Source organism: Leptolyngbya sp. BC1307, from assembly GCF_002286735.1.
Classification (GTDB): Bacteria; Cyanobacteriota; Cyanobacteriia; order Phormidesmidales; family Phormidesmidaceae; genus Phormidesmis.
This window is the reverse complement of the sequence record NZ_NRTA01000014.1, coordinates 1-21,375: the sequence shown is the minus strand read 5'-3', so window position 1 is coordinate 21,375 and position 21,375 is coordinate 1. Positions and strand designations below refer to the sequence as shown.

Genomic DNA, 21,375 nt, shown 5'->3' with positions numbered 1-21,375 from the left:
CCTCAAAAGCGTTCAGGCTTTTTCGCCTAGCGGCAGCATGACCCGGCTTAGCGTGCGACCATCTTCCATTTGCGTGAGGGTAAATTCGCCGCCGAGCTGCTGCATTAGTGTCTGGCATACCCACAGGTGGCTGTGGTGCGGCTGTTGCAAAATAGAAGGTGAAAGCAGATCTGCCGGGCGTCCCTGGGCTAGCTCCTGCAAAACCTGCGGGGCGACGGTGCCCTCATCGGTAATCGAAACTTCTATCCACTGCTGGTTGACCGGGCGACACCAGATGTCGATACGATCGCCGAGCGGAGAGCGATCGCAGGCTTCGGCGATCAGCTCATACAGCACAAACTCCAGCTTGGTAATATCGCCGAAAATGTTTAAGTTGCTCTCGCAGTGAACCTTAGACCATAGCTGTCGCTCTTGTAGCAGCGGCTTGGCCCGAGTCATCGCTCGCTTTAGCAGGCTAATGATCGGCGTGCTCTGAGCATGAATCTTAATTGCCCAGCGCTCGCGATCAGCAATATGAGCTAGCCGCTCAGCCAAAGTGTTCATCTTTTGCAAGAGCAATTGCCGCCGGGCATCTGCCGCGCTGGGCTGTAGGCGTAGCTGCTGCAGGCAGTCTCTCAGGCCACGGTTGAGATCTTCGATCTGGTGTTGCTTGTACCAGTTGAGCTGGGTGAGCTGCTGCTGACGCTCTAGCATAGTAGCTGTCAGCTTGAGATGGCGACGGCACCAGGCCAGCTGGTTGACCACAATGGCGAGCAGCGTTGTCTGTTCTTCTGACCATTGGCGGCTGGCACCATCAGCCACCACAATCACTGCATTAGGTTCATGTTCAGGCGCAGTCCGCAGGGCCATAGCTAAGATTTGCGCCTGCGCCGGGCCTGAAATCCACTGCTGGTCATCGGTAGGGAGATCTTCTAGCCGCAGCGCCAGTAATCCTTCAGTAGAAACCGCCCAATTGAGCATCGCATCCGTTTCTACAGAGATATGCCGGTTGGTATCTAGCTGAAAGCTTTTGTTCTGCACCAGCACATGACTGGCTTTGGCAAATGCCTCCCCGTGCTCCCAGGTGATGATAGCGACGAGCGGTACATGCAAGAGCTGAGCAATGTGACGAGTCGCAGATTGGTCAAGGTGGTCAATATGAGAGAGCCGCTGCAGGCTGCGCATGCCCCACTGAAAGGTCTCGTGCAGCTGAGCTTGCTGATCGGTCTGTCGCTGCAATTGCCACTGGTGCAAGATTAGCCCGATCTGTCTGCTGAGGGTCTGCAGCAGCTCGCGCTCGGTTTGGCTCCAGCGCCGGTCTATTTTGTCGGTGACGATAATCAGCCCTTCAGGCAAGCGCCCCGGTGAGGTACTGCTCACCAGTAGCGACTCCACACCCATCGCCTGAAAGTGCGATCGCCAGACGGCAAACTTCAGGTCATTGCTTAAGCTCTCTATGCTGACAGGAGAATGCGCCCGCTTGAGCATTTTTTCATCGACGGTGTCTAGCGGCAGCCAGTGCTCTGCTCGCCCAACGTCATGACCCGTGCGATAGCACAGATCAAATCCGCCCCGATCCAGGTTAGCGCTAAGTACCAGCAGCTGATCAGTACCGATGCGAGCGGCCAGCTGCTCTACGCACAGCCCCAAAACATGCTGCCAGTCACGATCGCTGTGAATACTACGAGTCACACCAGCACTGAGCAAATGGTCAGATTTCACCTGGCTCAGAGCAGCATCCATTTCGGCGATCGGCATTGCCAGCCCAATTAGCCGAGCGACGCCCTGCACATATTCTTTTTCGACCTCGCTCCAAATCCGAGGATTTGCCCCTTCAACGCTGATAAACCCCTGTAGCTCGTTGTGGTAGACAATCGGCGCAGCCATTAGCGACTGGGCGCTGAGATGCTGCATCAGTCGGCTGGCCATACTCGCCTTTAATGAGCCCTCTATCTCCCCAAAGGCAACCATTTCTTCGGCGCAGAGACTCTGATACAGCGTCTGCACTTCGTTAACCGGTAAAGTGGCGTTGGGCTTGCCTTTGAGCTTGCCGACCCGGCACCAAAAATTGCGGCCTCGCAGCTCTAGCCAATAGATGCTGACGGGCGCACCGACAAACTTTTGAGTTTCTTCAGCGACCAGCTGCAGGCGGGCATCTAGCCCCGACAGATTGTCTAACGACCCCAGTAGGGCTAGCAGCGGTTTGGCGGGTTGCTTGGTCTGCTGCCGCTGCTGTTCGAGGGCATTTTGGTGAATGGCTTCGGCCAGAGCATTGTTAATCGCCAGCAGCGTGGAGTTTTCTAAAATGCCAGGGGTGGCTCCCCACTGCCGCGAGCACAGTACCATCAGCCCAAAGCAGAGGCCGCGTCGCTGAATCGGCAGCACGACAGTACCCTGCAATTCAAACAGGGTGGCAATCCGGGCCCAGGCACCGGCCCGAGATTCGGCGCGGATATCGGCAATCACCATCGGCCTTTGCCGCATGATGACCTGCTCTAGCACATCGCCGGGATGCAGCGATAGAGAGGTATGAGAAAAGCGCCGGGGGCCCTGGGTGAGCACTCCTCGGGTGGTGAGCTTATGGTTAAAGCGATCATACAGGCCCATCCACAGCAGGGAGTAGCCAAACTCTGCTTGGATGGCCTCTAGCGCGGTTTGAATCGACCTTTCGAGCGTTTCAGCCTCCCAGATAGCGGGCAATACCTGGCTGAGATCTTGCTTACTCAAGCGATGAGATGACTGCGGGTCAACGCTGTGAACTGTAGACTTAACCATGAAAAACAGAGCCGTTGCGGGCTTCAGCCGGTAGGGAATAGATCGCGGGGGTCAAAAGGTAGCTCAGTCACGGTGAAGACTAAGCCCGTAGAAGCACAGAGCACTGATGCAAACAGGTAGATTTCTTGATACCCGTATAGTTCCCTTTGCGATCGCCTGACCTAACGCTATCTGGGCGATTTTTGCTATGGTGACTTTGCCCCTGCAGGGCGCTATTTTTGGGAGTTTCTTTTGCAACAGCTCTACCGATTGGGCCTGCGACCGCTATTATTTAACGCTTTAAAGGCAGATCCCGAAACTGTCCATCGTCAAACGATTGACGCACTGGCCTGGCTCGCGACTAAGCCGGATCGAGGGCCAATCTTTCATCAGCCGACCCGGCTGGCAGCGCAAGCCGCGATCGCTGGTTTGTGTGAGGTGCGATCGCCTCGTCTCCGCCAATCTCTCTGGGGTCTCTCTTTTGACAATCCGCTCGGGCTAGCTGCCGGATTTGACAAAGATGGGACAGCGGCTCGGGCCTGGCCTTTGTTGGGGTTCGGATTTGCAGAACTCGGCACAGTCACTTATCATCCCCAACCGGGCAATCCACAGCCCAGGCTGTTTCGTCTGCCTGCCGACCAAGCCGCGCTCAATCGGATGGGCTTTAACAACCAGGGCGCAGCCGCCCTCTCTAAACGGCTAGCCAAGCTCTGGCCTGAGGGCAGCTATCCCATCCCTATCGGCATTAACCTGGGTAAATCAAAGCAGACACCACTAGCCGAAGCTGCCACCGACTATCGCCAGAGCTTTGATTTGCTGAAAACACAAGGAAGCTACTTTGTGGTGAATGTATCTTCGCCGAATACGCCGGGACTGCGATCGCTGCAGGCCAAAGAACAGCTCCTGCCTATCTTAGAAACGCTGCAAACGGCCAACACCGAAAGCAAACCGCTGCTAGTAAAAATCTCGCCCGATCTCGCCACCGAAGATATTCATGAGATTATCGAATTGGCCCAAGTCTGTAAGCTGGCGGGTATTATCGCCACCAATACAACCATCAGCCGAGAGGGCCTAAAGACTCAAGCAATTGCAGCGACCGGCAAAGCAGTCACCATCGAGGCAGGCGGTATTAGCGGTGCACCAGTCGCCCAGCGCTCTACAGAAGTCATTCGCCTAATTTATCAACAGACTCGGGGGACACTGCCAATTATTGGCGTGGGCGGCATCTTTGACGCTGACGATGCCTGGGACAAGATCACGGCAGGCGCTTCTCTACTGCAAACCTATACCGGCTGGGTATATCAAGGTCCAACCATGGTTACAGAGATCTTGAGCGGCTTGCTGGACAAACTCGACGATCACAATTTGACTCACCTTTCTCAGGCTGTCGGACTAGCGCATGTTTGAGCTATAGCCTTTATGAATCTATGGGTTCACCTTCTCTTTTGAGATAGGTATCTAGCCAGCGCACCATTTCCCAAAGAACGTGACCGACCGCTTCGCGAGAGCGGTAGCCGTGTTCTTCGTAGGGCAAGCTCACCCAGCGCGCCGTGCCGCCGAGTCCTTTCATCGCTTCGTACAGTCGCTCGGTTTGAATAGGGTAGGTGCCCGCATTGTTATCGGCAGCGCCGTGGATGAGCAGCAGCGGCTGATTGATTTGGTCGGCAGCGAAAAAGGGAGACATCTGGCTGTAGGTATCGGTAGCATCCCAAAAGTGACGCTGTTCGCCTTGGAAGCCGAAAGGGGTCAGACTGCGGTTGTAAGCGCCGCTGCGAGCAATACCCGCCGCAAACAAATTGGTATGAGCTAGCAGATTTGCGGTGGTAAACGCGCCGTAGGAATGTCCGCCAATGGCCAAGCGACCAGGCTCACTGACGCCTCGCTCAACTAAATAATCGACAGCAGCGGTGGCACTGTCGATCAGCTGTTCTAAATAGGTGTCATTAGGTTCGATCTCGCCCTCGCCGACAATCGGCATCGTCGGCCCAGAGAGCAGCGCATAGCCTTGCGTGAGTAAAAACATCACTGAAGCTCGGCTGGGTCTACCAAAGGTATTTTCTGAGCGAGTGACCTGGCTGGCAGTCTGACGGCTTTTGTGTTCTTCTGGGTAAACCCACAAAAGAGTGGGCAGCGGGCCGTCGCGCTCCAGGTCATAACCAGGCGGTAGGTAGAGAGTGGCGGAAAGCTCTAAGCCATCGGTGCGGCGGTAGCGCACGATCTCTTTGTGAATGTCTTCGTACCAGGGCAGCGGATCTTGGAAATGAGTCAGGGCAACTGTCTGAGACTGGTCACGGTCGTGCAGCCAGTAGTTGCCAGGGGCGGTTTTACTCTCCTGACGGATGATGAACTGGTTGGCGGCTGGGTCGAGGACTTTTCTCACTCTAGAGAAGGTGTTGGGGGGCGATCGCCACAGTTTTTCTGTTTCACCGCTGGCCAGATTGAACCTGTCTAAGAAAGGACGAACCCCTTCTGCAGAAGCACCACGACCGTTAAAGTAAATATCGCCTTGATCTGAGAGCAGCAGCGTTTGCCAACCATATTCGCCGGGTGTCGTTACAGGCTCACCGGGATTGCTATAGGCATCTTGAAAGTTGCGCTCTGATAATAAAAGAGGGGTCGCTTGCCGGTCGTCGGGCGCGAGTCGCCAGGTGCGAACCTGACGGCTGCTGTAAAAGGCTTCGTAGGCTAGCGCTGTTGTGCCATTGCCCCAGACCAGACTGTTAAATCGTAAGGTTGATTTCCACAGCAGCGCGGGCGCATCGGTGAAGGGAGCAGAGAGGGTATAAACACTGTCACGATACTCACTTTCCTGCCGAGCATCGCCGCCGTCTAAGGCTTCTATCCAATACAGGGTGGCAGGTTTGTCGGCACGCCAGCCAGTTGCTCGCCGTCCGTCTCGAACAGAATCGAAATTGATGGAGATCTCTTCGGCCAGGGGCAAGTCGGCCACGGTATAGACAGGCTTGCCCTGCAAATTAAAAATCTTGGTGCAGGCAGGAAAGCGAGAAAGCGGTACCTGATAGGAGAAGGGGCGGTGGGTGGTGGTTGCCATTAACCACTGACCGTCGGGAGAAGGCGAGAAGCTTTTGAACAGGTCAGGTTCTGTGATCGGGGTTTGCTCGCCAGTCAGGGTGAGATGGACGAGCTGCGAAGTCAGATAGTACTCCAGCAGATTTTCGTCATGAGGATTGGTCAGCAGGTTGGTATAGGTGCGGGCAGGCGCAGTGCGGCCTAGATTTTCTTCTATAATCGGCCCGACCGGTAAGCTAGGCGGATTGGGTGGTGGGCCTACCTCTATGCGGACTTTGCAGATCAGGCTGTTGTCGGGTAGCCAGCGGACGACGCTGCCACAGGTGGCATTGAGAATGAGGCCGGTCAGGGCGCGGGCTTGTGCTGTTTTAAGGTCGAGCACCCACAGACTGATGCCGCTGTCCTCATTCTCTATTTTTGTATGCGTAAAGCAAAGATACTGGCCGCACCGCGACCAGCTTAAATTGCGAATGCGCGCATCAGGGGGGAGCTGGATAGGGCGGGCGGTTTTTTCCTCTTGGCGGCGAATGGCCAGGCTACGGTAGTAGTTTGGTTTGGCTGGCCCCCAGGTTTTTGGGTTGATTTGGAAACCGGCGATCGCCACTTTTGGCGCGGCCAATTCTTCTATCGGCGGCAGCTCTGCCTGGCCCAGTTCAACAATCCACTCAGCCTTGGGGGAAAAGGCAACGGTGGGGAGCTGTGGGGCGTTGAGCATCGAGGCGATGGGCTCAGGGGGGGTTTGCCAGGTGTCCTGAGCGGGAAGAGTCATAGGGGAAAGGGGGAAAGGGGAAGGGGGAATTAGTCGGCGTATTCGTCCATTGAGGGACAGGTGCAGACTAGGTTGCGATCGCCAAACGCCTGATCGATGCGGTTGACGGCAGGCCAGAATTTGCGATCGCGAGTCCACTGCGTCGGAAAGACCGCCTGCGCGCGTGAGTAAGACCGCTGCCAATCATCTACGAGATCGGCGGTGGTGTGAGGGGCGTAGTGCAGAGGACTTTCTTCTGAGGCAATCTCGCCAGACTCAATCTGTTGAATCTCAGCGCGAATGGCGATCATGGCATCGCAAAACCTGTCTAGTTCGCCCAAAGCTTCGCTCTCAGTCGGCTCAACCATGATGGTACCGGCTACTGGCCAGGACATGGTGGGCGGGTGAAAGCCGTAGTCAATCAGACGCTTGGCAATATCATCGACATTCACCTGAGCGGTTTTTTTGAAGCCTCGCAAATCGACAATGCACTCGTGGGCGACCAGCCCGCTGGCCCCTTTGTACAAAATATCGTAATGGCCTTCCAGCCGCTTAGCGATGTAGTTGGCGCTGAGAATGGCAATCTCGCTGGCCTGCTTGAGTCCTTCGGCTCCCATCATCTGAATGTACATCCAGGAAATTGGCAAGATGCTGGCACTGCCCCAGGGCGCGGCAGCAACGGCACCAATAGCTTCCTCGCCGCCCGTCGGAATCAAGTTGTGACCGGGCAAAAACCGGACTAAGTGAGCGGCAACGCCAATCGGGCCAACGCCGGGGCCGCCGCCACCGTGAGGAATGCAAAAAGTCTTATGGAGATTGAGATGACAGACATCTGCGCCAATATCGCCCGGACTACACAGGCCCACCTGGGCGTTCATATTCGCGCCATCCATATACACCTGACCGCCGTGGCTGTGAATAATCTTGCAAACGCTTTTGATACTCTCTTCAAACACGCCGTGGGTAGAGGGGTAGGTCACCATCAGCGCAGCCAGACTGTCCTGGTGTTTTTCTGCTTTAGCGGCCAGATCTTCGACATCAATATTGCCGTCGTCATCGCATTTGACGGCGACTACTGTCATCCCGGCCATGACTGCGCTGGCCGGATTGGTGCCGTGGGCAGATTGGGGAATCAGGCAGATATTGCGATCGCCCTCTCCCCGAGACGCATGATACTGACGAATGACCAACAGCCCTGCATATTCTCCCTGTGAGCCCGCATTAGGCTGAAGCGAAATGCCTGCAAAGCCCGTAATTTCTGCTAGCTGCGCTTCTAGCTGGGTGAAGAGAACCTGATAGCCTTGGGTCTGGGAGAGCGGGGCGAAGGGATGAATCTGTCCAAACGCTGGCCAGGTAATCGGCACCATTTCAGCGGTGGCATTGAGCTTCATGGTGCAAGATCCCAGGGGAATCATCGCATTGGCTAGTGAGAGATCTTTGCTTTGCAGACTGTACAGATAGCGCAGCAGTTCAGTTTCGCTGTGATACCGGTTGAATACGGAGTTAGTCAGGTAGGGCGAAGTGCGTCGCAGTGGCTCAGGCAGCGGCTCTCTTCGCAGAGAATCCAGCTCAGGCGCAGATTTGTCACCCGCAAAAATTGCCAGCAGTTCAGCCAACTGCGCTGGCCCAGTCGTTTCATCCAAGGAGACGCCCAAAGTCTGGGGTTGACCTGACCGAACCGGATCAAGGCGCAGATTGACCTGACGCTCGGCGGCGCGGGCGATAATATCGGCAGTTTGCTCGCCAGTGACGACTGTGAGCGTATCGAATACGGGTTCGGTGCCCAGCGGGTAGCCCAGCCGCCGCAAGCCGTCTGCCAGCGCGTTGGTGAGCTGATGAGTGCGTGTGGCAATTCCTCTAAGCCCGGCGGGGCCGTGGTAGACCGCGTAAGTACCGGCGATAATGGCAAGCAGCACTTGAGCCGTACAGATATTGCTGGTGGCTGAGTCGCGACGAATATGCTGTTCGCGGGTTTGCAAGGCTAGTCTCAATGCGGGTGCGCCTTTGGCGTCTTTAGAAACGCCCACCAGACGGCCCGGCAGTTTGCGTGCGTAGGCTTGCTTGGTGGCAAAGTAGGCGGCGTGAGGCCCGCCATAGCCTAGCGGCACACCAAATCGCTGCGTGTTGCCGACTGCAATATCTGCGCCAAATTCGCCGGGGGGCTTGAGCAGGGTAAGGCTGAGCAGGTCAGCGGCGACGGTCACGGTCGCGCCTGTCTCGTGAGCTTGCTCAATGAAGTCTGTATAGTCGTAGATCGCGCCGTCAGTGGCAGGGTATTGCAGCAGGGCACCGAAGAAGGGGCCGTCGGCTAGCGCTTTGGGCTCTCTATGGTTACCGATGACAACTTCTATATTTAGCGGGTGCGATCGCGTCTTAATCACCTCAATCGTCTGTGGATGACAACTCGCAGACACCCAGTAACGCTTAGCCGCTTTGGCATTCTTGTCTTTACACAGGCCATAGCTCATGCTCATGGCCTCTGCTGCCGCTGTCCCTTCATCTAGCAAAGAAGCATTGGCAATTTCCAACCCGGTCAAGTCGCTGACCATCGTCTGATAGTTGAGCAGCGCTTCGAGCCGTCCCTGAGAGATTTCTGGCTGATAGGGCGTGTATTGGGTATACCAGCCGGGGTTTTCTAAAATGTTGCGCTGGATGACGGGCGGCGTCACGCAGCCGTGGTACCCCAGACCAATGTAGCTGCGATAGACCTGGTTGAGCGCTGCGATATCAGCGATCTTGTTTAGCGCCTCGCTCTCAGTCAGCCCTGCGGGGAGCTTTAGGGGCTCGCTCAGCCGAATGCCAGCGGGCACAGCAGCGGCAATCAAATCATCCACGCTATCGAAGCCGAGGACAGCCAGCATTTGATCAATATCGGACGCAGTCGGGCCGAGGTGCCGCTGGACGAAGCGATCCGCAGGAAGGTGATCTGTCCAGATCGAGCGATCTGCTGTTGCCGAGATGCTGCTGACGGCATCAACCACAGTACTGGCTACAGTTTGAGCGGTTGACGTAAAAACCTCAGGAGACGGAGCGGTCTGATCGTAGGGCATGGTAGCGGGGATAAAAAGTGCGAGCTGACGGGCCGCGCCTGATAGGTAGGCTACGCCCACAGTCCTCTTAGTATTGTGTAACAAAAAACGGTTCACTGCTGTTCGTGACAGTGAATTCTTACTAGCTCCCCTCCACCTGCTCCTGATATTCTTCTGCCGACAGCGTATCGTCCAAATCTGAAAGATCATCTGCCCGTATTTTGATCAGCCAAGCATCGCCAAACGGATCATCTGCAATCTGCTCAGGCGACTCAATCAGCGCCTCATTGCGCTCTAGCACCTCACCATCGACCGGCGACTTCAGGTCTTCGACGGCCTTCACCGACTCAATCGTGCCAAAGTTTTCGCCCTTTTCCACCGTATCGCCAATAGCGGGCAGCTCTAAAAATACGACATCCCCCATCTGGTCCACAGCAAACGCGGTGATGCCCACCGTTACCGTTTTGTCTTCCTCGTCCACCCGCGCATATTCGTGAGTGTCCAGATATTGCAAATTGTCAGGATATTCAAACGCCATGATGTTTCCTCAAGGTGACCATAATCAGGTCAGTCAGGTCGTACTCCAGTGATTGGATGCTGCCAGTATTGCACCGCTGGTCTCAGGATAAACAGGTATCAGCCAAAATTATTTCATAGTGTCGCAGCAGTTTGCGGGTGAAGCAACTCACCGCGCGTCCTTTACTCTATTTACCTGCCTTGTAAAACGGACGCTTCACCACCGTTGCCGGAAAAGTTTTACTGCGAATGGCCACCTCTAACACCTGGCCGGGCTTTGCCAAAGACGGTGGTACGTAGCCTAAGGCCACCGGAAAGCCCAGCGTGGGCGAAAGCGTACCGCTGGTAACAACACCGACCGGTTTGCCCTGGCTGAGAATAGGGTAGTCATGACGAGCAATATTGCGGCCCTCTAGAACGAGGCCAACTAATCGGCGCTCTAAGCCTTCTGCCTTTTGCCGCTCCAACACAGCGCGACCGATGAAGTCAGCGGTTTTATCCCAATGCACCAGCCAGCCCAATCCTGCTTCTAGTGGCGTAGTCGTATCGGTGATGTCTTGTCCGTACAGCGCCATTGATGCCTCTAGCCTCAGCGTATCGCGTGCGCCCAACCCGCAAGGAACCACGCCCAAATCCATCAGCCCTTGCCACACGTCTGCCGCGACTGCCGCTGGCACCATCACCTCGAACCCGTCTTCTCCGGTGTAGCCGGTTCTGGCAAAAAAGGCGGGTTGACCCAATAGCTCGCCGGTCAAGTGACCGTAGCGAGGGACAGACTGGAGATCTTCATGAGGGCAAAGCTGCTGAAGTCGGGCGGTGGCAGCTGGCCCCTGGACGGCAATCAGCGCTTGCTCAAGCAAAAGATCTTGGAGCTGCACAGTGGCGGGCAGATGCTTTTGCAGCCAGATTTTATCGTTCTCGGTTGTCCCTGCATTTACAATCAGAGTAATTTTTTGCTGACCGCCAGTTTGCCCCTGATGATAGACAATCAGATCGTCAATGATACCCCCCTGCTCATTGAGAAAAACCGTGTATTGGGCTCTGCCGGGGGTTAGCCGGGCCAAGTCAGAAGGGACGATTTGCTGCAGGGCACCCAAGACATCTGCCCCAGTGAGCACAAACTTGCCCATATGAGAAATATCAAAAGCTCCGGCTGACTGACGAACTGCCTGGTGCTCCTGCAAAATACCGCTGAACTGTACGGGCATTTCCCAGCCAGAGAAACCAGTCATTTTGGCTTTTTGCTGGAGGCAGATCGGGTGCAGAGGAGTACGTAGCAGGGTCGTCATAGCGGCCTATAGAGAGGATGTTTTTGAAAAGAGGCAAAGGTGAAGTTTTGATGTCTATTTGCTGCCTACTATTAAACCGTCTATTGAACAGGCTCATGTACTTTTGAGCCATGAAGAACGATTTAAGACGATTTAAACATAGCTAAAGGCCGCCAGAGAAGCTTTTCTCCGGCGGCCTTTTCGTCAGTCAGTTCTGCAGGCCAACGCGATAGTCTGCAATGGCCCGCATCTAGAGACTAGCGAGATCAAGATCAGGCGGTAGCAGCACAGTATCGATCACATGAATGACGCCGTTATCAGCGATGACATCAGGTTCGATAACGGTTGCCGTGTCATTCACCATGACGCCATCTGCATCGGCAGCAATGTTTAAATCTGCCCCTTCGACAGTGCTCACTGCGCCGCTTTCAATATCAGACGAGGGGACAGCGCCTTGAATGACGTGATAAGAGAGAATTTGGGTCAGCACTTCCTGATTTTCAGGTAGGAGTAGTTTCTCGATGGTGCCTTCGGGTAGTGCGGCGAATGCTTCATCGGTAGGCGCAAATAAGGTGTAGGGGCCTTCTGATCTGAGCGTTTCTTCCAAACCAGCAGCCTGAACAGCAGCCACCAGGGTCTCGAATGAGCCGTTGGCAGCAGCAACGTCTACGATGGTTTCGCCAGTAGCGGCTGTGTCAGTCGCCGCATCGCCTTCGGGCATTTCGATAGGATCTACAACGGCAGTATCCTCTGCCGGATCACCGGCGCAAGAGACGGCGACTGGAAGGATCAATAGCGCAGCGGCAACGCCGGCAAACTGCTTGAGAGATTTGGTGGAGATCGAAAAACGCATAGTTGTCTTCTAAGTTAGCAAGTGGAGTTTTTGGATAGCTCTGTCCTGAACCTGTCTAATTGGGCAGGTAGCCATCCGTTCTCCTCATTAGAAGCAGGGAAAGTTAACAATCCCCCTGCTTTTTGATTACATCTTTGTAATATTTCTCATAAAGCGACTCGGCATTTGAGGTGCAGGCCGTCTAATAATGAGCAGCCGCTAATATTTATTCATAAAGCGCCGTATTTTTTAGAGTCTGAGGATTAGACACCTATGCACGTTCTATTTGTAGAAGATGAGCCTAAGATTGCCAGCTTTGTGCAGGTGGGATTAAAAGAGCATGGGTTTGTAGTGGACTATTGCGATCATGGCGACATGGCCTACGAAAAAGCTATCGAAAACGAATACGACGTAATTTTGCTCGACATCATGATGCCGGGAAAAGACGGGCTGTTCATTTTGAAGCATCTGCGGCAGGCCGGTCGCAACACACCGGTCATTTTGCTAACGGCGCGCAATGAGCTAGACGATCGCCTGCATGGGCTGAATTTGGGAGCCGATGACTATATTGCTAAGCCTTTTTTCGTAGAGGAGCTGGTGGCGCGTATGTATGCGGTGGTGCGCCGCAGCGCGGGCGAAGGGCAAAACCTGGTGACGGTAGGCCCCTTCAAGCTGGACCGGATTACGCGCACGGTAATGTGTGATCAGCAGTCAGTAGAGCTAACGACCCGCGAGTTTAATTTGCTGGAATATTTGATGCGATCGCCCGGCAGAGTCTTCACCCGCACCCAAATGCTAGAGCACGTCTGGGGCTATGACTTCAACCCCAGCACCAACGTCGTAGACGTGTGCATTCAGCGGCTGCGCAAAAAAATTGATATGGAAGGTCAAAACCGCTGGATTGAAAGCGTGCGGGGGGTAGGGTATCGGTTCAGGCAGGCGGACTCGCTGTGAAGTTTGGGTGGGACTTATTGTCACAACCATCACTGCTAGAGAAGCTATTTTTTGGGACTGTGACTGTAATTTTGAGCAGATTTACTGTCCTAGCTGTACTGACGAAATCCCAGTCCAAGGGTGGCACTCGCAGATGGACAAAGATTTTGTCGGTAGTGGCCATAAGCTAACTGTCTATTCGACGGTGAGTCCTACGAAGATTAGAGAGTCCGTATCAGGAATGCAGCTATTCGACGCCATGCATAGGGGATGCGTAGGGGATGCCCGAAGCTTTAATCCAATAGAGAAAGCGACGACGAGCGATCGCTCCTCAAAACCGCTTTGCTATACTTCATCCAGTAGTGCTAAGGGGCTCGATCCCAGTTGTGACCTATACATCCGTCCGCTACAGCACATACCGAGAATATCTAGCATCTGACCTGGGCTCGGATGGAAGTTTTCGCCTGCTGAGCAACGGAGAGGTCGTAGAATTGCCGCCAGAAGATGAAGAAAACATCAGAGTGGCGACTGAACTACTCTTTGTTTTAGGCCAGTTCGTGACACCCAGAACACTCGTGAGAACCGCCTCAACTGAAATCCAGGTTCATCCTGTCGGTGACGGTAGGGTCAATCGTCAACCAGACGTAGTGGTGTTGCGGCCAGCGCATATCGGCCTGATGGCCGCTTTGAAGAAGAGCGCAGTGCTTTTGGAGATGCCAGCGCCCGCTTTTGTGGCCGAAGTCGTGAGCCCGGGGAGTAAACGCAGTGATAACTATCGCCGTGACTACGAATGGAAACGACAGCAGTACCAGGACTTAGAAATTCCTGAATATTGGATTATTGCTCGCCATCGTCAGCAGGTAACGGTGCTGATTTTAGAGGGTGGCGTTTACATAGAAAGTTCGTATCAAGCTAATGAAAGCGTTTGTTCAGAGGTATTTCCTCGATTGAGACTAACCGCTGCGCAGATGCTGTCAGCAGGAGATGTTTAGAGCGCAAAAAGATAGAGGAAAGAATTGAGGTGAAGCTGAGGTCTTTTCGCTTACGGATTGCGCTGATGGCGGTGGCACTGGCAGGTGGGGCGCTGGTGGGCTTTGGGCTGGTGGCCTGGCGGCTGATTTATGTGGCGAAGGTAAACAGCCTAGATGCCAAGCTCGATAGTCAACTGCAGCGGATGGCAGCGCGGCGATCGCCCCTCTGGTGGCAAAATTTTACCCAAGAGCTGCCGCGCGAACTAGAAACCCAAATTGACACTCCGATCACCCTATTGGCAGTAGATGAGAAAGGCAGAACGCTGCACTATTCGGTCAGTGAAGCTCGGCTCGGCAATGTCGCACTAGAGATTGACCTGATGCTAACAGCCGTAGGCAGCGAACTGGCTGACAAAGAGGAAAAAAGTCCAGAGCCCGCGAGCCCCACACCAAGTAGCAGCCCCACCCAAGTCTCGACTCGCAGCACAGCCACAGGCAGCTGGCGCATCGGGATAATTAACTCGGAAGCGGGGAAGGCAGCGATCGCCGTCAGTCTGCAAACCATCGATCAAGACATGGCGGTGATTCGCAACATCTTTTTGGTAGCGATTCCTAGCACGTTAATGATGATTGCAGTAGGGGCCTGGGTGCTGTCGGGCAGTGCGCTCAGACCAGTGCGTAAGCTCACTAACGTCATTCAGCAGGTGACGGCGACCGGGCTCGATCAACAGGTGCCCGTGGGCAGTGCCGATGTCGAATTTGTTGAACTCATTGAAGTCTTTAACCAAATGCTGACGCGATTGGAGCGCAGCTTCAGGCAGTCTTCTCGCTTTAGCGGCGATGCGGCTCACGAACTCAAAACGCCGCTGGCAATTTTGCGCGGCGAGCTAGAGCTAGCCATGCAGCAAGCTGAACCCGGCTCGGCCTTGCAGCAAAGTTTGGGCCAGCTGCTAGACGAAGTGGCCAGGCTGAGCGTGATTGTGCGTAAGCTGTTGCTGCTCTCTTTAGCCGATGCAGGGCAGATTAGTATGCGGCGAGAGATAGTGGATGTTGAGGAGATTTTAACGCTGCTGATAGAAGATATTGAGCTGCTAGACCCGGCCCTGCCGGTAGAAGTCAAGCTGGATGGAGAGCTGAAAATACGGGGCGATCGCGATCTGCTCACTCAGGTCTTACAAAACCTGATCGACAACGCCATTAAGTACAACTTACCGGAGGGCAAGGCCATGCGATGGCTGTCCATTGTCGGGCGACAGCAGGGAAACAGCGTGCAGGTGACCGTAGCGAATGCCTCCAGAGATATTCCGGTAGAGGAGCGCGATCGCCTGTTTGATCGCTTTTATCGGGGCGATCTCTCTCGCAACCGTAAGCGAGAAGGATTTGGTCTGGGGCTCAGCCTTGCCCGAGAAATTGCCCGCGCTCACAAGGGTGAGCTGCGCCTGAATAGCACGCCCAAAGGGCAAACCGCTTTTACCCTCAGTCTGCCGATTCAGTAGCCGGATCACTGCGTTTGCAAACAGCTAAAGAAATCGCCGTCTGCTACCTTTAAAAGCATAATCTCCCGTTGTTTTTATGACCGCGACCACCGCTTCTCCTTCGCCTGCAAGCCAACGCACTAGCCAACGCACTACCGGCGCGACGCCCGCTCCTCAGCCCTGGCACAAGAGCCTGGCTCAGCCCGCTTCAGAATTTGCCACCACCCCACTACAGATCATCTCTGGCCGCATTCCTGCCGGGCTACGCGGCACGCTCTACCAAAATGGCACCGGTCGTCTGCAGCGTGGCGGTCAGCCCGTGGGTCACTGGTTTGATGGCGACGGGGCCATTCTGCGAGTGAATCTGACCGATACAGGCGCAACCGGCACCTATCGCTATGTGCAGACCGAGGGCTATCAGGCAGAAAGCAAGGCCGATAAATTTCTCTATGGCAACTATGGGATGCGCTATCCTGGCCCGCTGTGGGAACACATCTGGGGATTGATCAACAGTACCAGCATCAAAAATTCGGCCAATACCTCTGTGCTGGCGCTGCCGAATAAGCTGCTGGCGCTGTGGGAAGCGGGTAATCCTCACAGCCTGGATCTAGAGACGCTGGAGACCTTTGGGCGGGAGTCTTTAGGCTGGCTCAAAAAAGGTCAGCCTTTTTCAGCGCATCCCCTACGCGATCCGCTCAGCGGCGAAATTTATAGCATTGGGGTAACCCCGCAGTGCAATTTGGCTATTTATCGCTGCGATCGCGCCTGCAATCTCATCCGCCAAACCACCATTCCGCTAAAAGATGTGCCGCTGGTGCATAGCTTCGTGATGGCGGGGTCTTATTTGGTCTTTCTCGTTTCACCGGTCACCGTAGAGATGCTGCCGCTGCTGCTGAATCGCCGTAGCTATGCAGACTCTATGCGGTGGAGGAGCGATCGCGGTACGCGCGTGATCGTTGTTGACCGTGAAAGTTTGGAAATCGTCTCTGAAGAACGGGCCGAGCCCTGGTTTCAGTGGCACTTTGGCAACGGCTGTCTGGAAGAGGATGGCACTGTAAGAATGGATTTTGCCCGATTTGACGATTTCCCTCAGATCAACGAGGCGCTACGAGAAGTTCCGTCAGGGCAGATAAAAACGACGGCTTACGGCAGTCTGTGGCAGCTACGGCTAAACCCTCAAACCGGTCACATTCTCAGCAATGAGCGAGTGCTAGATCGTGACTGCGAGTTTCCGCAAGTGCCTGCTGCTCAAGTCGGTCAGCCCTGGCAGCAGACCTATGTGCTAATGCACCGGCTAGGGGTGAGCACTGGGCAAGACTGGTTTGGGGCAATTGGCCGATTTGACTACAGTACGGGCCGCTTGACCGAGGCTGATTTGGGCGCAGGCTACTACGGAACAGAGCCGCTGCACGTCGCTGACCGGCTAAATCCTGAAGAAGGCTGGCTGCTGACCGTGGTGTACAGTGCCGCTGATGATCGAAGCGAACTGTGGATTTTTGCGGCGGAGCTGGGTGAACCCGTATGTCGGTTGGCGCTGCCAGGCGTAGTGCCACTTGGGTTTCACGGGACTTGGCAAATAGCTTAAAGGCGGTCAGGAAGGAGCGGGGCTATGCGCGATAGACAAGCGAAATCGTCAGCTATTCCCGGCAGCGCTCAGGGGGGAAGAGCGCTACGGATTGTTTTACTGAGCGTCAGTGTGATTGCGGCAGGCGTATGTGCGGCGCTGTTGCTGCGATCGCGCCAGCAAATCTCCGTCGTGCGGCTAGCGACCGGTGAGGAGACGGGTGAATACTATGCGTTTGGGGAAGCGATCGCTCAGGTCACGCAAAAGCACGCACCCAACCTTCGCATAGAGGTACTGGTCTCTCCCGGCTCTACCCAAAATATGGACAGTGTGCAGGCCCACACATCAGACATGGCGTTAGTGCAAAGCGACACGCCCGTGCAGCCAGCAGTTCAGGCCGTCGCCCAGCTCTACCCCGAGATATTTCACCTGATTGCCAATAGAGATGCCAACATCACCAGCATGGCCGACCTCAAAGGCAAGCGCGTCGCCCTGATGCCCGTTGGCAGCGGCTCTTACCAACTATTTTGGCCGCTAGCCGGCCACTATGACCTATCAGCCCAAGACCTGACCGCTCAGCCCCTAGCTCCCGCCGACGCCTATGCCGCCCTGCCTCAGGGAGAGGGCGATGCCCTGTTTCGCATTATCGGCCTGGGCAACCCAGCTATTGGCGAACTGCTCAAAACCGGCCAATTCGATCTGGTTCCCATTGAGCAAATTGGCGCACTAAAGCTGACTCAGCCCTATTTGGAGCCTACCGTCATTCCCCAGGGCAGTTACGATGGCGGCGCGCCCATATACCGTTAGAAGATCTACCGGTGGTCGCGGTCAGTGCGTTGCTGGTCGCTCACGAAGAGGCGGCTCCCGAGATCGTTAAAACCATCACTCAGATGCTATACGAGCATCGCAACGAGCTGATCGCAATCAATCCTCGGGCAGCGAGTATTCAATCACCTCAGGCCAGTCAAAATCTAGGCTTCCCGCTGCATCCGGGAGCCCGGTCTTACTACACACAAGACAATCCTCCTTTCTTTGTAGAATATGCCGAGACGATGGGGTTCTTGCTGTCTGTGAGCATTCTGACAGCTTCGGGGATCTGGCAGTTTCGCCTATGGCTGATTGGCCATCAAAAAAATCGAGCCGACAGCTATAATCTAGAGATTTTGTCACTCATAGCAGCGGTTGAGCAAGCTACCACCATCGGTGAACTCCAGACTCTACGGCAGCAGCTATTTTCTATTTTGCGGCGAGTTGTTATTGACCTGGACGTTGACAAAATCTCTCCTGAATCTTTCCAGTCATTTACGTTCCCCTGGGAGGTCGCCATGACCACCCTGTACCACCAGGAGATGACTATTCATCGGGAAGCGCGCGCAGCAATGGAAGAAGGGTAGAGGCAAACTACTGTCGTGCCCTTTGGCTCAGGCTAGCTGATTTCAGCCTGGTTGCCAATGGCCTAATGGCTTCAAACAACAAACGTGGCGCGCTGAGGTGAGTACTCATAGCGCGCCACGTCTTTTAATAGCCTTAGTCCTGTCAATCTGAGGGGACTACGCTTTCCTTTTTATTTGGCCTACTTATTCGGCTGAGGCGTCATCCGCAGATAAGGCTTAATTTCTGTCACGCCTTTAGGAAACTTCTTCTTGGCATCTTCAGTAGAGATAGAAGGCACCACGACGCAATCGTCACCATCTTTCCAGTTGCCGGGGGTCGCAACACTCTCATACGCCGTCAGCTGGAGAGAATCGATCACCCGCAAAATCTCATCGAAGTTACGGCCAGTGCTAGCTGGGTAGGTAAGCGTGAGCTTCAGCTTTTTGTCAGGGTCGATCACAAATACAGAACGCACGGTCAGCGTATTGCCGGTGCTGGAGTTGGGGTGCAGCATGCCATACAGGGTGGCGACTTTCTTGTCGTCATCAGCCAGGATGGGGTAGTTGATGTTGGTGCTTTGCGTTTCGTTGATGTCGTTGATCCAGCCTTTGTGAGACTCGACGCCATCGACGCTGAGCGCCATAGTCTTGACGTTGCGCTTTTTAAATTCGTCCTGGAGCTGACCGACCAAACCCAATTCGGTGGTGCAAACAGGGGTGTAGTCAGCCGGGTGAGAGAAAAGGACTACCCAGCTATCGCCTGCCCACTCGTAAAAGTTGATGTCGCCCATTGAGGAATTTTGCGTAAAATCGGGAACCTGATCGCCTAGTTGAAGTGCCATATGTTGAGTTACCTAAGTTGATGAGCTTGTGTGGTTTACTGACTGCCTGACCTGAGGGCGGCAGAAAACTTCTCAGTAAATTTTGCCATAATCCCCGGTATTCCGGTCGGAGTTTAGTAGATTTATTTATAATAGCGTGCTTAAAACCGGAACGATAGCCCCAGCGCTAGTGCGGTAATAGTGCCCGCTACGCAAATTTCGCCTGAGGCAATCAGGGCCGGAATCGCCGCTATGGGTTTGAGCACAACTTCAATCTCCTCGGTGGCGTCTAGCTGCTGCGGGCCAGCTAACCTGACGGGCTGAGCTTTAAATAGATGGATGCGGTTATTTTGCTTGACGGGGTTGTTATAAAAGGTGGCGATCGCCTCCCATTCCTCCCCCACATACCCCGTTTCTTCCGCTAGCTCGCGCTGAGCGACGGCCAGCGGTTCTTCCTTGGGGTTGAAGGTGCCCGCTGGCAACTCCAGTAAAATCTCACCCACACCGTGGCGATACTGCCGCACGAAAACGACCTGCCCGTCGGCTGTAATCGGCAGCACCGTGGCGATATCGGGCCGCAGGCTGACGAAATAGTCATCGACGACTTGGCCATCAGGCAGGGCCACCGTATCTTGCCTGAGTCGATACCAACGGTGATCGAAGACTAGCTTAGAGCTGAAGGTTGTCCACTTTTTTATCGATGACTGCATCGATGACTGGGGCAATGACTGAGAGGCTTTTTGGCTGGGCATAGCGTTGGCGGCGGTTAGCATAGCGGTATGATCTACACACAACCCATATCACAGAGCCCATATTAAAGACACCATGGCAGATACTCCCAACAGTAAAGTTTTGCTCGTAGACGATGAACCCGGCCTGAGAGAGTCGGTGCAGGCTTACCTCGAAGACAGCAATTTTGAAGTGCGCGTAGCCGGCAACGCGGCTGAAGGCTGGGATCTCTTGCAGCAAGAAACGCCTCAGGTGCTAATTTCAGACATCATGATGCCGCAGGTAGACGGCTATCAATTCCTCAAACAGGTGCGAGAAGATGCGCGGTTTCAGGCACTGCCGGTCGTGTTTCTCACAGCGCGCGGCATGACGAGCGATCGCATTCAAGGCTACCAGGCCGGAGCCGACGCCTACCTCGCCAAACCCTTCGACCCCGAAGAACTCGTCGCCATTCTCACCAGCCTGATCGAGCGGCGCGCTGCCCAAGCCCCTGACCCTTCCGAAACACCAGACATCGCAACGATGGCCCGGCAAATTGAAGAAATCAAAGCCTTGCTGACTCAGCGCGGCAGCATGATCAAGCAAAACAACAGCGGCATCCGCATCGACTTCACCCCGCGCGAGCAGGATGTGCTCAACTTAGTCGCCGAAGGGCTGATGAACAAGGAAATTGCCAGCCGCTTGGGGACCACCGTACGCAACGTAGAAAAATACGTCAGCCGTCTGTTTGGCAAAACCGGTACCAACAGCCGAACTGAGCTGGTACGTTATGCGCTGGAGAATGGATTAGTCACAACTTGACGCTGCGGACTGATGCACTGATTGCTGGGCTAAGATGTTCTCATCTGTCAAGCGCGCAGCTAACGTTATGACTACTCTGCTTGATGCGTTGAAATCAGCGCAATTCGTCACAGACGCCCAAGGACAGCAAATAGCTATTCAGATCAAGCCTGCTGTGTGGAAGGCGCTGGTCACCTGGCTAGAGATAACGAATGGTGGCCCCGCTCTCGAAGAAATCGTTCAATCACCCGCCGTCAGTGGCGGAGATGCCTTGCTAGTGGCATCAGCCGCTAAACTCTCTGAGCCCTCTCTGGCAACGGTTTGGGACAACTCAGAGGACGATATTTATAATGACCTATAGTTTTGGCGATGTGCTTTTGGTTCCTTTTCCCTTCACGGATCAGAGCACGGTCAAAAAACGTCCCGCAATTGTCATCAGCAGCACGCTTTACAACCGGCAACATATCGACCTCATAAGACCTCTTGCAGAAATGATTATGTGATAGACTAACGCGCCTCGCTGAGACTACCAAGCGGCTATCGTGCGTTCATGATTGTAGAGGGCCGCAATCA

Annotated in this window: 17 protein-coding genes; 9 read left to right on the top strand and 8 right to left on the bottom strand. The window is 54.7% G+C overall.

From position 1 onward, the window contains the following. Positions 1–12: 12 nt before the first annotated feature. On the bottom strand, positions 13–2,754 hold the full coding sequence (locus CKL79_RS10100; RefSeq protein ID WP_121969462.1) for a GAF domain-containing protein: 2,742 nt from the start codon (positions 2,752–2,754) through the stop codon (positions 13–15). 231 nt (positions 2,755–2,985) lie between these two features. Here CKL79_RS10100 and CKL79_RS10095 point away from each other — a divergent pair, with 231 nt between their 5' ends. Next, entirely contained in the window at positions 2,986–4,140 is a 1,155-nt protein-coding gene (locus tag CKL79_RS10095) for a quinone-dependent dihydroorotate dehydrogenase (protein ID WP_121969461.1), read from the top strand. Positions 4,141–4,150: 10 nt separating this feature from the next. Here the strand turns inward: CKL79_RS10095 and CKL79_RS10090 are convergent, their stop codons facing one another. The 5 genes from CKL79_RS10090 to CKL79_RS10070 form a co-directional block, all read right to left on the bottom strand. Next, the gene (locus CKL79_RS10090) at positions 4,151–6,532 is read right to left on the bottom strand and encodes a prolyl oligopeptidase family serine peptidase (RefSeq protein ID WP_121969460.1); all 2,382 of its coding nucleotides are present in this window, start codon (positions 6,530–6,532) and stop codon (positions 4,151–4,153) included. A 29-nt stretch (positions 6,533–6,561) separates the two neighbouring features. After that, positions 6,562–9,561: an aminomethyl-transferring glycine dehydrogenase gene (gcvP, locus tag CKL79_RS10085; RefSeq protein ID WP_121969532.1), complete on the bottom strand. Its 3,000-nt coding sequence runs from the start codon at positions 9,559–9,561 to the stop codon at positions 6,562–6,564. A 121-nt stretch (positions 9,562–9,682) separates the two neighbouring features. Beyond that, positions 9,683–10,078, bottom strand: a complete 396-nt coding sequence (gene gcvH / locus CKL79_RS10080; protein WP_121969459.1) for a glycine cleavage system protein GcvH — start codon at positions 10,076–10,078, stop codon at positions 9,683–9,685. 166 nt (positions 10,079–10,244) lie between these two features. Then, a complete protein-coding gene (gcvT, locus tag CKL79_RS10075) occupies positions 10,245–11,345 on the bottom strand; it encodes a glycine cleavage system aminomethyltransferase GcvT (RefSeq protein WP_121969458.1) in 1,101 nt (366 codons plus the stop codon). A gap of 229 nt (positions 11,346–11,574) precedes the next feature. After that, positions 11,575–12,177 (bottom strand): fasciclin domain-containing protein, encoded by a 603-nt coding sequence (locus tag CKL79_RS10070; RefSeq protein WP_121969457.1) that lies wholly within the window; start codon positions 12,175–12,177, stop codon positions 11,575–11,577. A 252-nt stretch (positions 12,178–12,429) separates the two neighbouring features. Between CKL79_RS10070 and CKL79_RS10065 the strand changes: the two genes are divergently transcribed. From CKL79_RS10065 to CKL79_RS23845, 6 genes are all read left to right on the top strand, one after another. After that, the gene (locus CKL79_RS10065) at positions 12,430–13,110 is read left to right on the top strand and encodes a response regulator transcription factor (RefSeq protein ID WP_121969456.1); all 681 of its coding nucleotides are present in this window, start codon (positions 12,430–12,432) and stop codon (positions 13,108–13,110) included. 365 nt (positions 13,111–13,475) lie between these two features. After that, positions 13,476–14,081, top strand: coding sequence for a Uma2 family endonuclease (locus CKL79_RS10060; protein ID WP_170944026.1), 606 nt, complete (start codon positions 13,476–13,478; stop codon positions 14,079–14,081). Positions 14,082–14,110: 29 nt separating this feature from the next. Then, entirely contained in the window at positions 14,111–15,556 is a 1,446-nt protein-coding gene (locus CKL79_RS10055; RefSeq protein WP_121969454.1) for an ATP-binding protein, read from the top strand. A 76-nt stretch (positions 15,557–15,632) separates the two neighbouring features. Next, positions 15,633–17,120 carry a carotenoid oxygenase family protein gene (locus CKL79_RS10050; RefSeq protein ID WP_121969453.1) on the top strand — a complete coding sequence of 496 codons (1,488 nt, stop codon included), beginning with the start codon at positions 15,633–15,635 and terminating at the stop codon, positions 17,118–17,120. A gap of 24 nt (positions 17,121–17,144) precedes the next feature. Continuing rightward, a complete protein-coding gene (locus CKL79_RS23850; protein ID WP_240518780.1) occupies positions 17,145–17,906 on the top strand; it encodes a TAXI family TRAP transporter solute-binding subunit in 762 nt (253 codons plus the stop codon). Between the two features lie 11 nt (positions 17,907–17,917). Next, positions 17,918–18,493: a TAXI family TRAP transporter solute-binding subunit gene (locus tag CKL79_RS23845; protein WP_240518779.1), complete on the top strand. Its 576-nt coding sequence runs from the start codon at positions 17,918–17,920 to the stop codon at positions 18,491–18,493. A gap of 179 nt (positions 18,494–18,672) precedes the next feature. Here the strand turns inward: CKL79_RS23845 and CKL79_RS10040 are convergent, their stop codons facing one another. Together CKL79_RS10040 and CKL79_RS10035 are read right to left on the bottom strand one after the other, a co-directional pair. Then, positions 18,673–19,314, bottom strand: a complete 642-nt coding sequence (locus CKL79_RS10040) for a peroxiredoxin (RefSeq protein ID WP_121969452.1) — start codon at positions 19,312–19,314, stop codon at positions 18,673–18,675. Between the two features lie 140 nt (positions 19,315–19,454). Next, on the bottom strand, positions 19,455–20,045 hold the full coding sequence (locus tag CKL79_RS10035; RefSeq protein ID WP_240518778.1) for an NUDIX hydrolase: 591 nt from the start codon (positions 20,043–20,045) through the stop codon (positions 19,455–19,457). Positions 20,046–20,118: 73 nt separating this feature from the next. Between CKL79_RS10035 and CKL79_RS10030 the strand changes: the two genes are divergently transcribed. Both CKL79_RS10030 and CKL79_RS10025 read left to right on the top strand, forming a co-directional pair. After that, positions 20,119–20,823, top strand: a complete 705-nt coding sequence (locus CKL79_RS10030) for a response regulator transcription factor (protein WP_121969451.1) — start codon at positions 20,119–20,121, stop codon at positions 20,821–20,823. A 67-nt stretch (positions 20,824–20,890) separates the two neighbouring features. Further along, positions 20,891–21,163: a hypothetical protein gene (locus tag CKL79_RS10025; RefSeq protein ID WP_121969450.1), complete on the top strand. Its 273-nt coding sequence runs from the start codon at positions 20,891–20,893 to the stop codon at positions 21,161–21,163. Positions 21,164–21,375 lie beyond the last annotated feature (212 nt).

Coding starts and splice junctions, on each gene's coding strand:
- CKL79_RS10100 (WP_121969462.1), bottom strand. CDS start 2,754: ATGGTTAAGTCTACAGTTCACAGCGTTGACCCGCAGTCATCTCATCGC.
- CKL79_RS10090 (WP_121969460.1), bottom strand. CDS start 6,532: ATGACTCTTCCCGCTCAGGACACCTGGCAAACCCCCCCTGAGCCCATC.
- gcvP (WP_121969532.1), bottom strand. CDS start 9,561: ATGCCCTACGATCAGACCGCTCCGTCTCCTGAGGTTTTTACGTCAACC.
- gcvH (WP_121969459.1), bottom strand. CDS start 10,078: ATGGCGTTTGAATATCCTGACAATTTGCAATATCTGGACACTCACGAA.
- gcvT (WP_121969458.1), bottom strand. CDS start 11,345: ATGACGACCCTGCTACGTACTCCTCTGCACCCGATCTGCCTCCAGCAA.
- CKL79_RS10070 (WP_121969457.1), bottom strand. CDS start 12,177: ATGCGTTTTTCGATCTCCACCAAATCTCTCAAGCAGTTTGCCGGCGTT.
- CKL79_RS10065 (WP_121969456.1), top strand. CDS start 12,430: ATGCACGTTCTATTTGTAGAAGATGAGCCTAAGATTGCCAGCTTTGTG.
- CKL79_RS10050 (WP_121969453.1), top strand. CDS start 15,633: ATGACCGCGACCACCGCTTCTCCTTCGCCTGCAAGCCAACGCACTAGC.
- CKL79_RS23850 (WP_240518780.1), top strand. CDS start 17,145: ATGCGCGATAGACAAGCGAAATCGTCAGCTATTCCCGGCAGCGCTCAG.
- CKL79_RS10040 (WP_121969452.1), bottom strand. CDS start 19,314: ATGGCACTTCAACTAGGCGATCAGGTTCCCGATTTTACGCAAAATTCC.
- CKL79_RS10035 (WP_240518778.1), bottom strand. CDS start 20,045: ATGCCCAGCCAAAAAGCCTCTCAGTCATTGCCCCAGTCATCGATGCAG.
- CKL79_RS10030 (WP_121969451.1), top strand. CDS start 20,119: ATGGCAGATACTCCCAACAGTAAAGTTTTGCTCGTAGACGATGAACCC.
- CKL79_RS10025 (WP_121969450.1), top strand. CDS start 20,891: ATGACTACTCTGCTTGATGCGTTGAAATCAGCGCAATTCGTCACAGAC.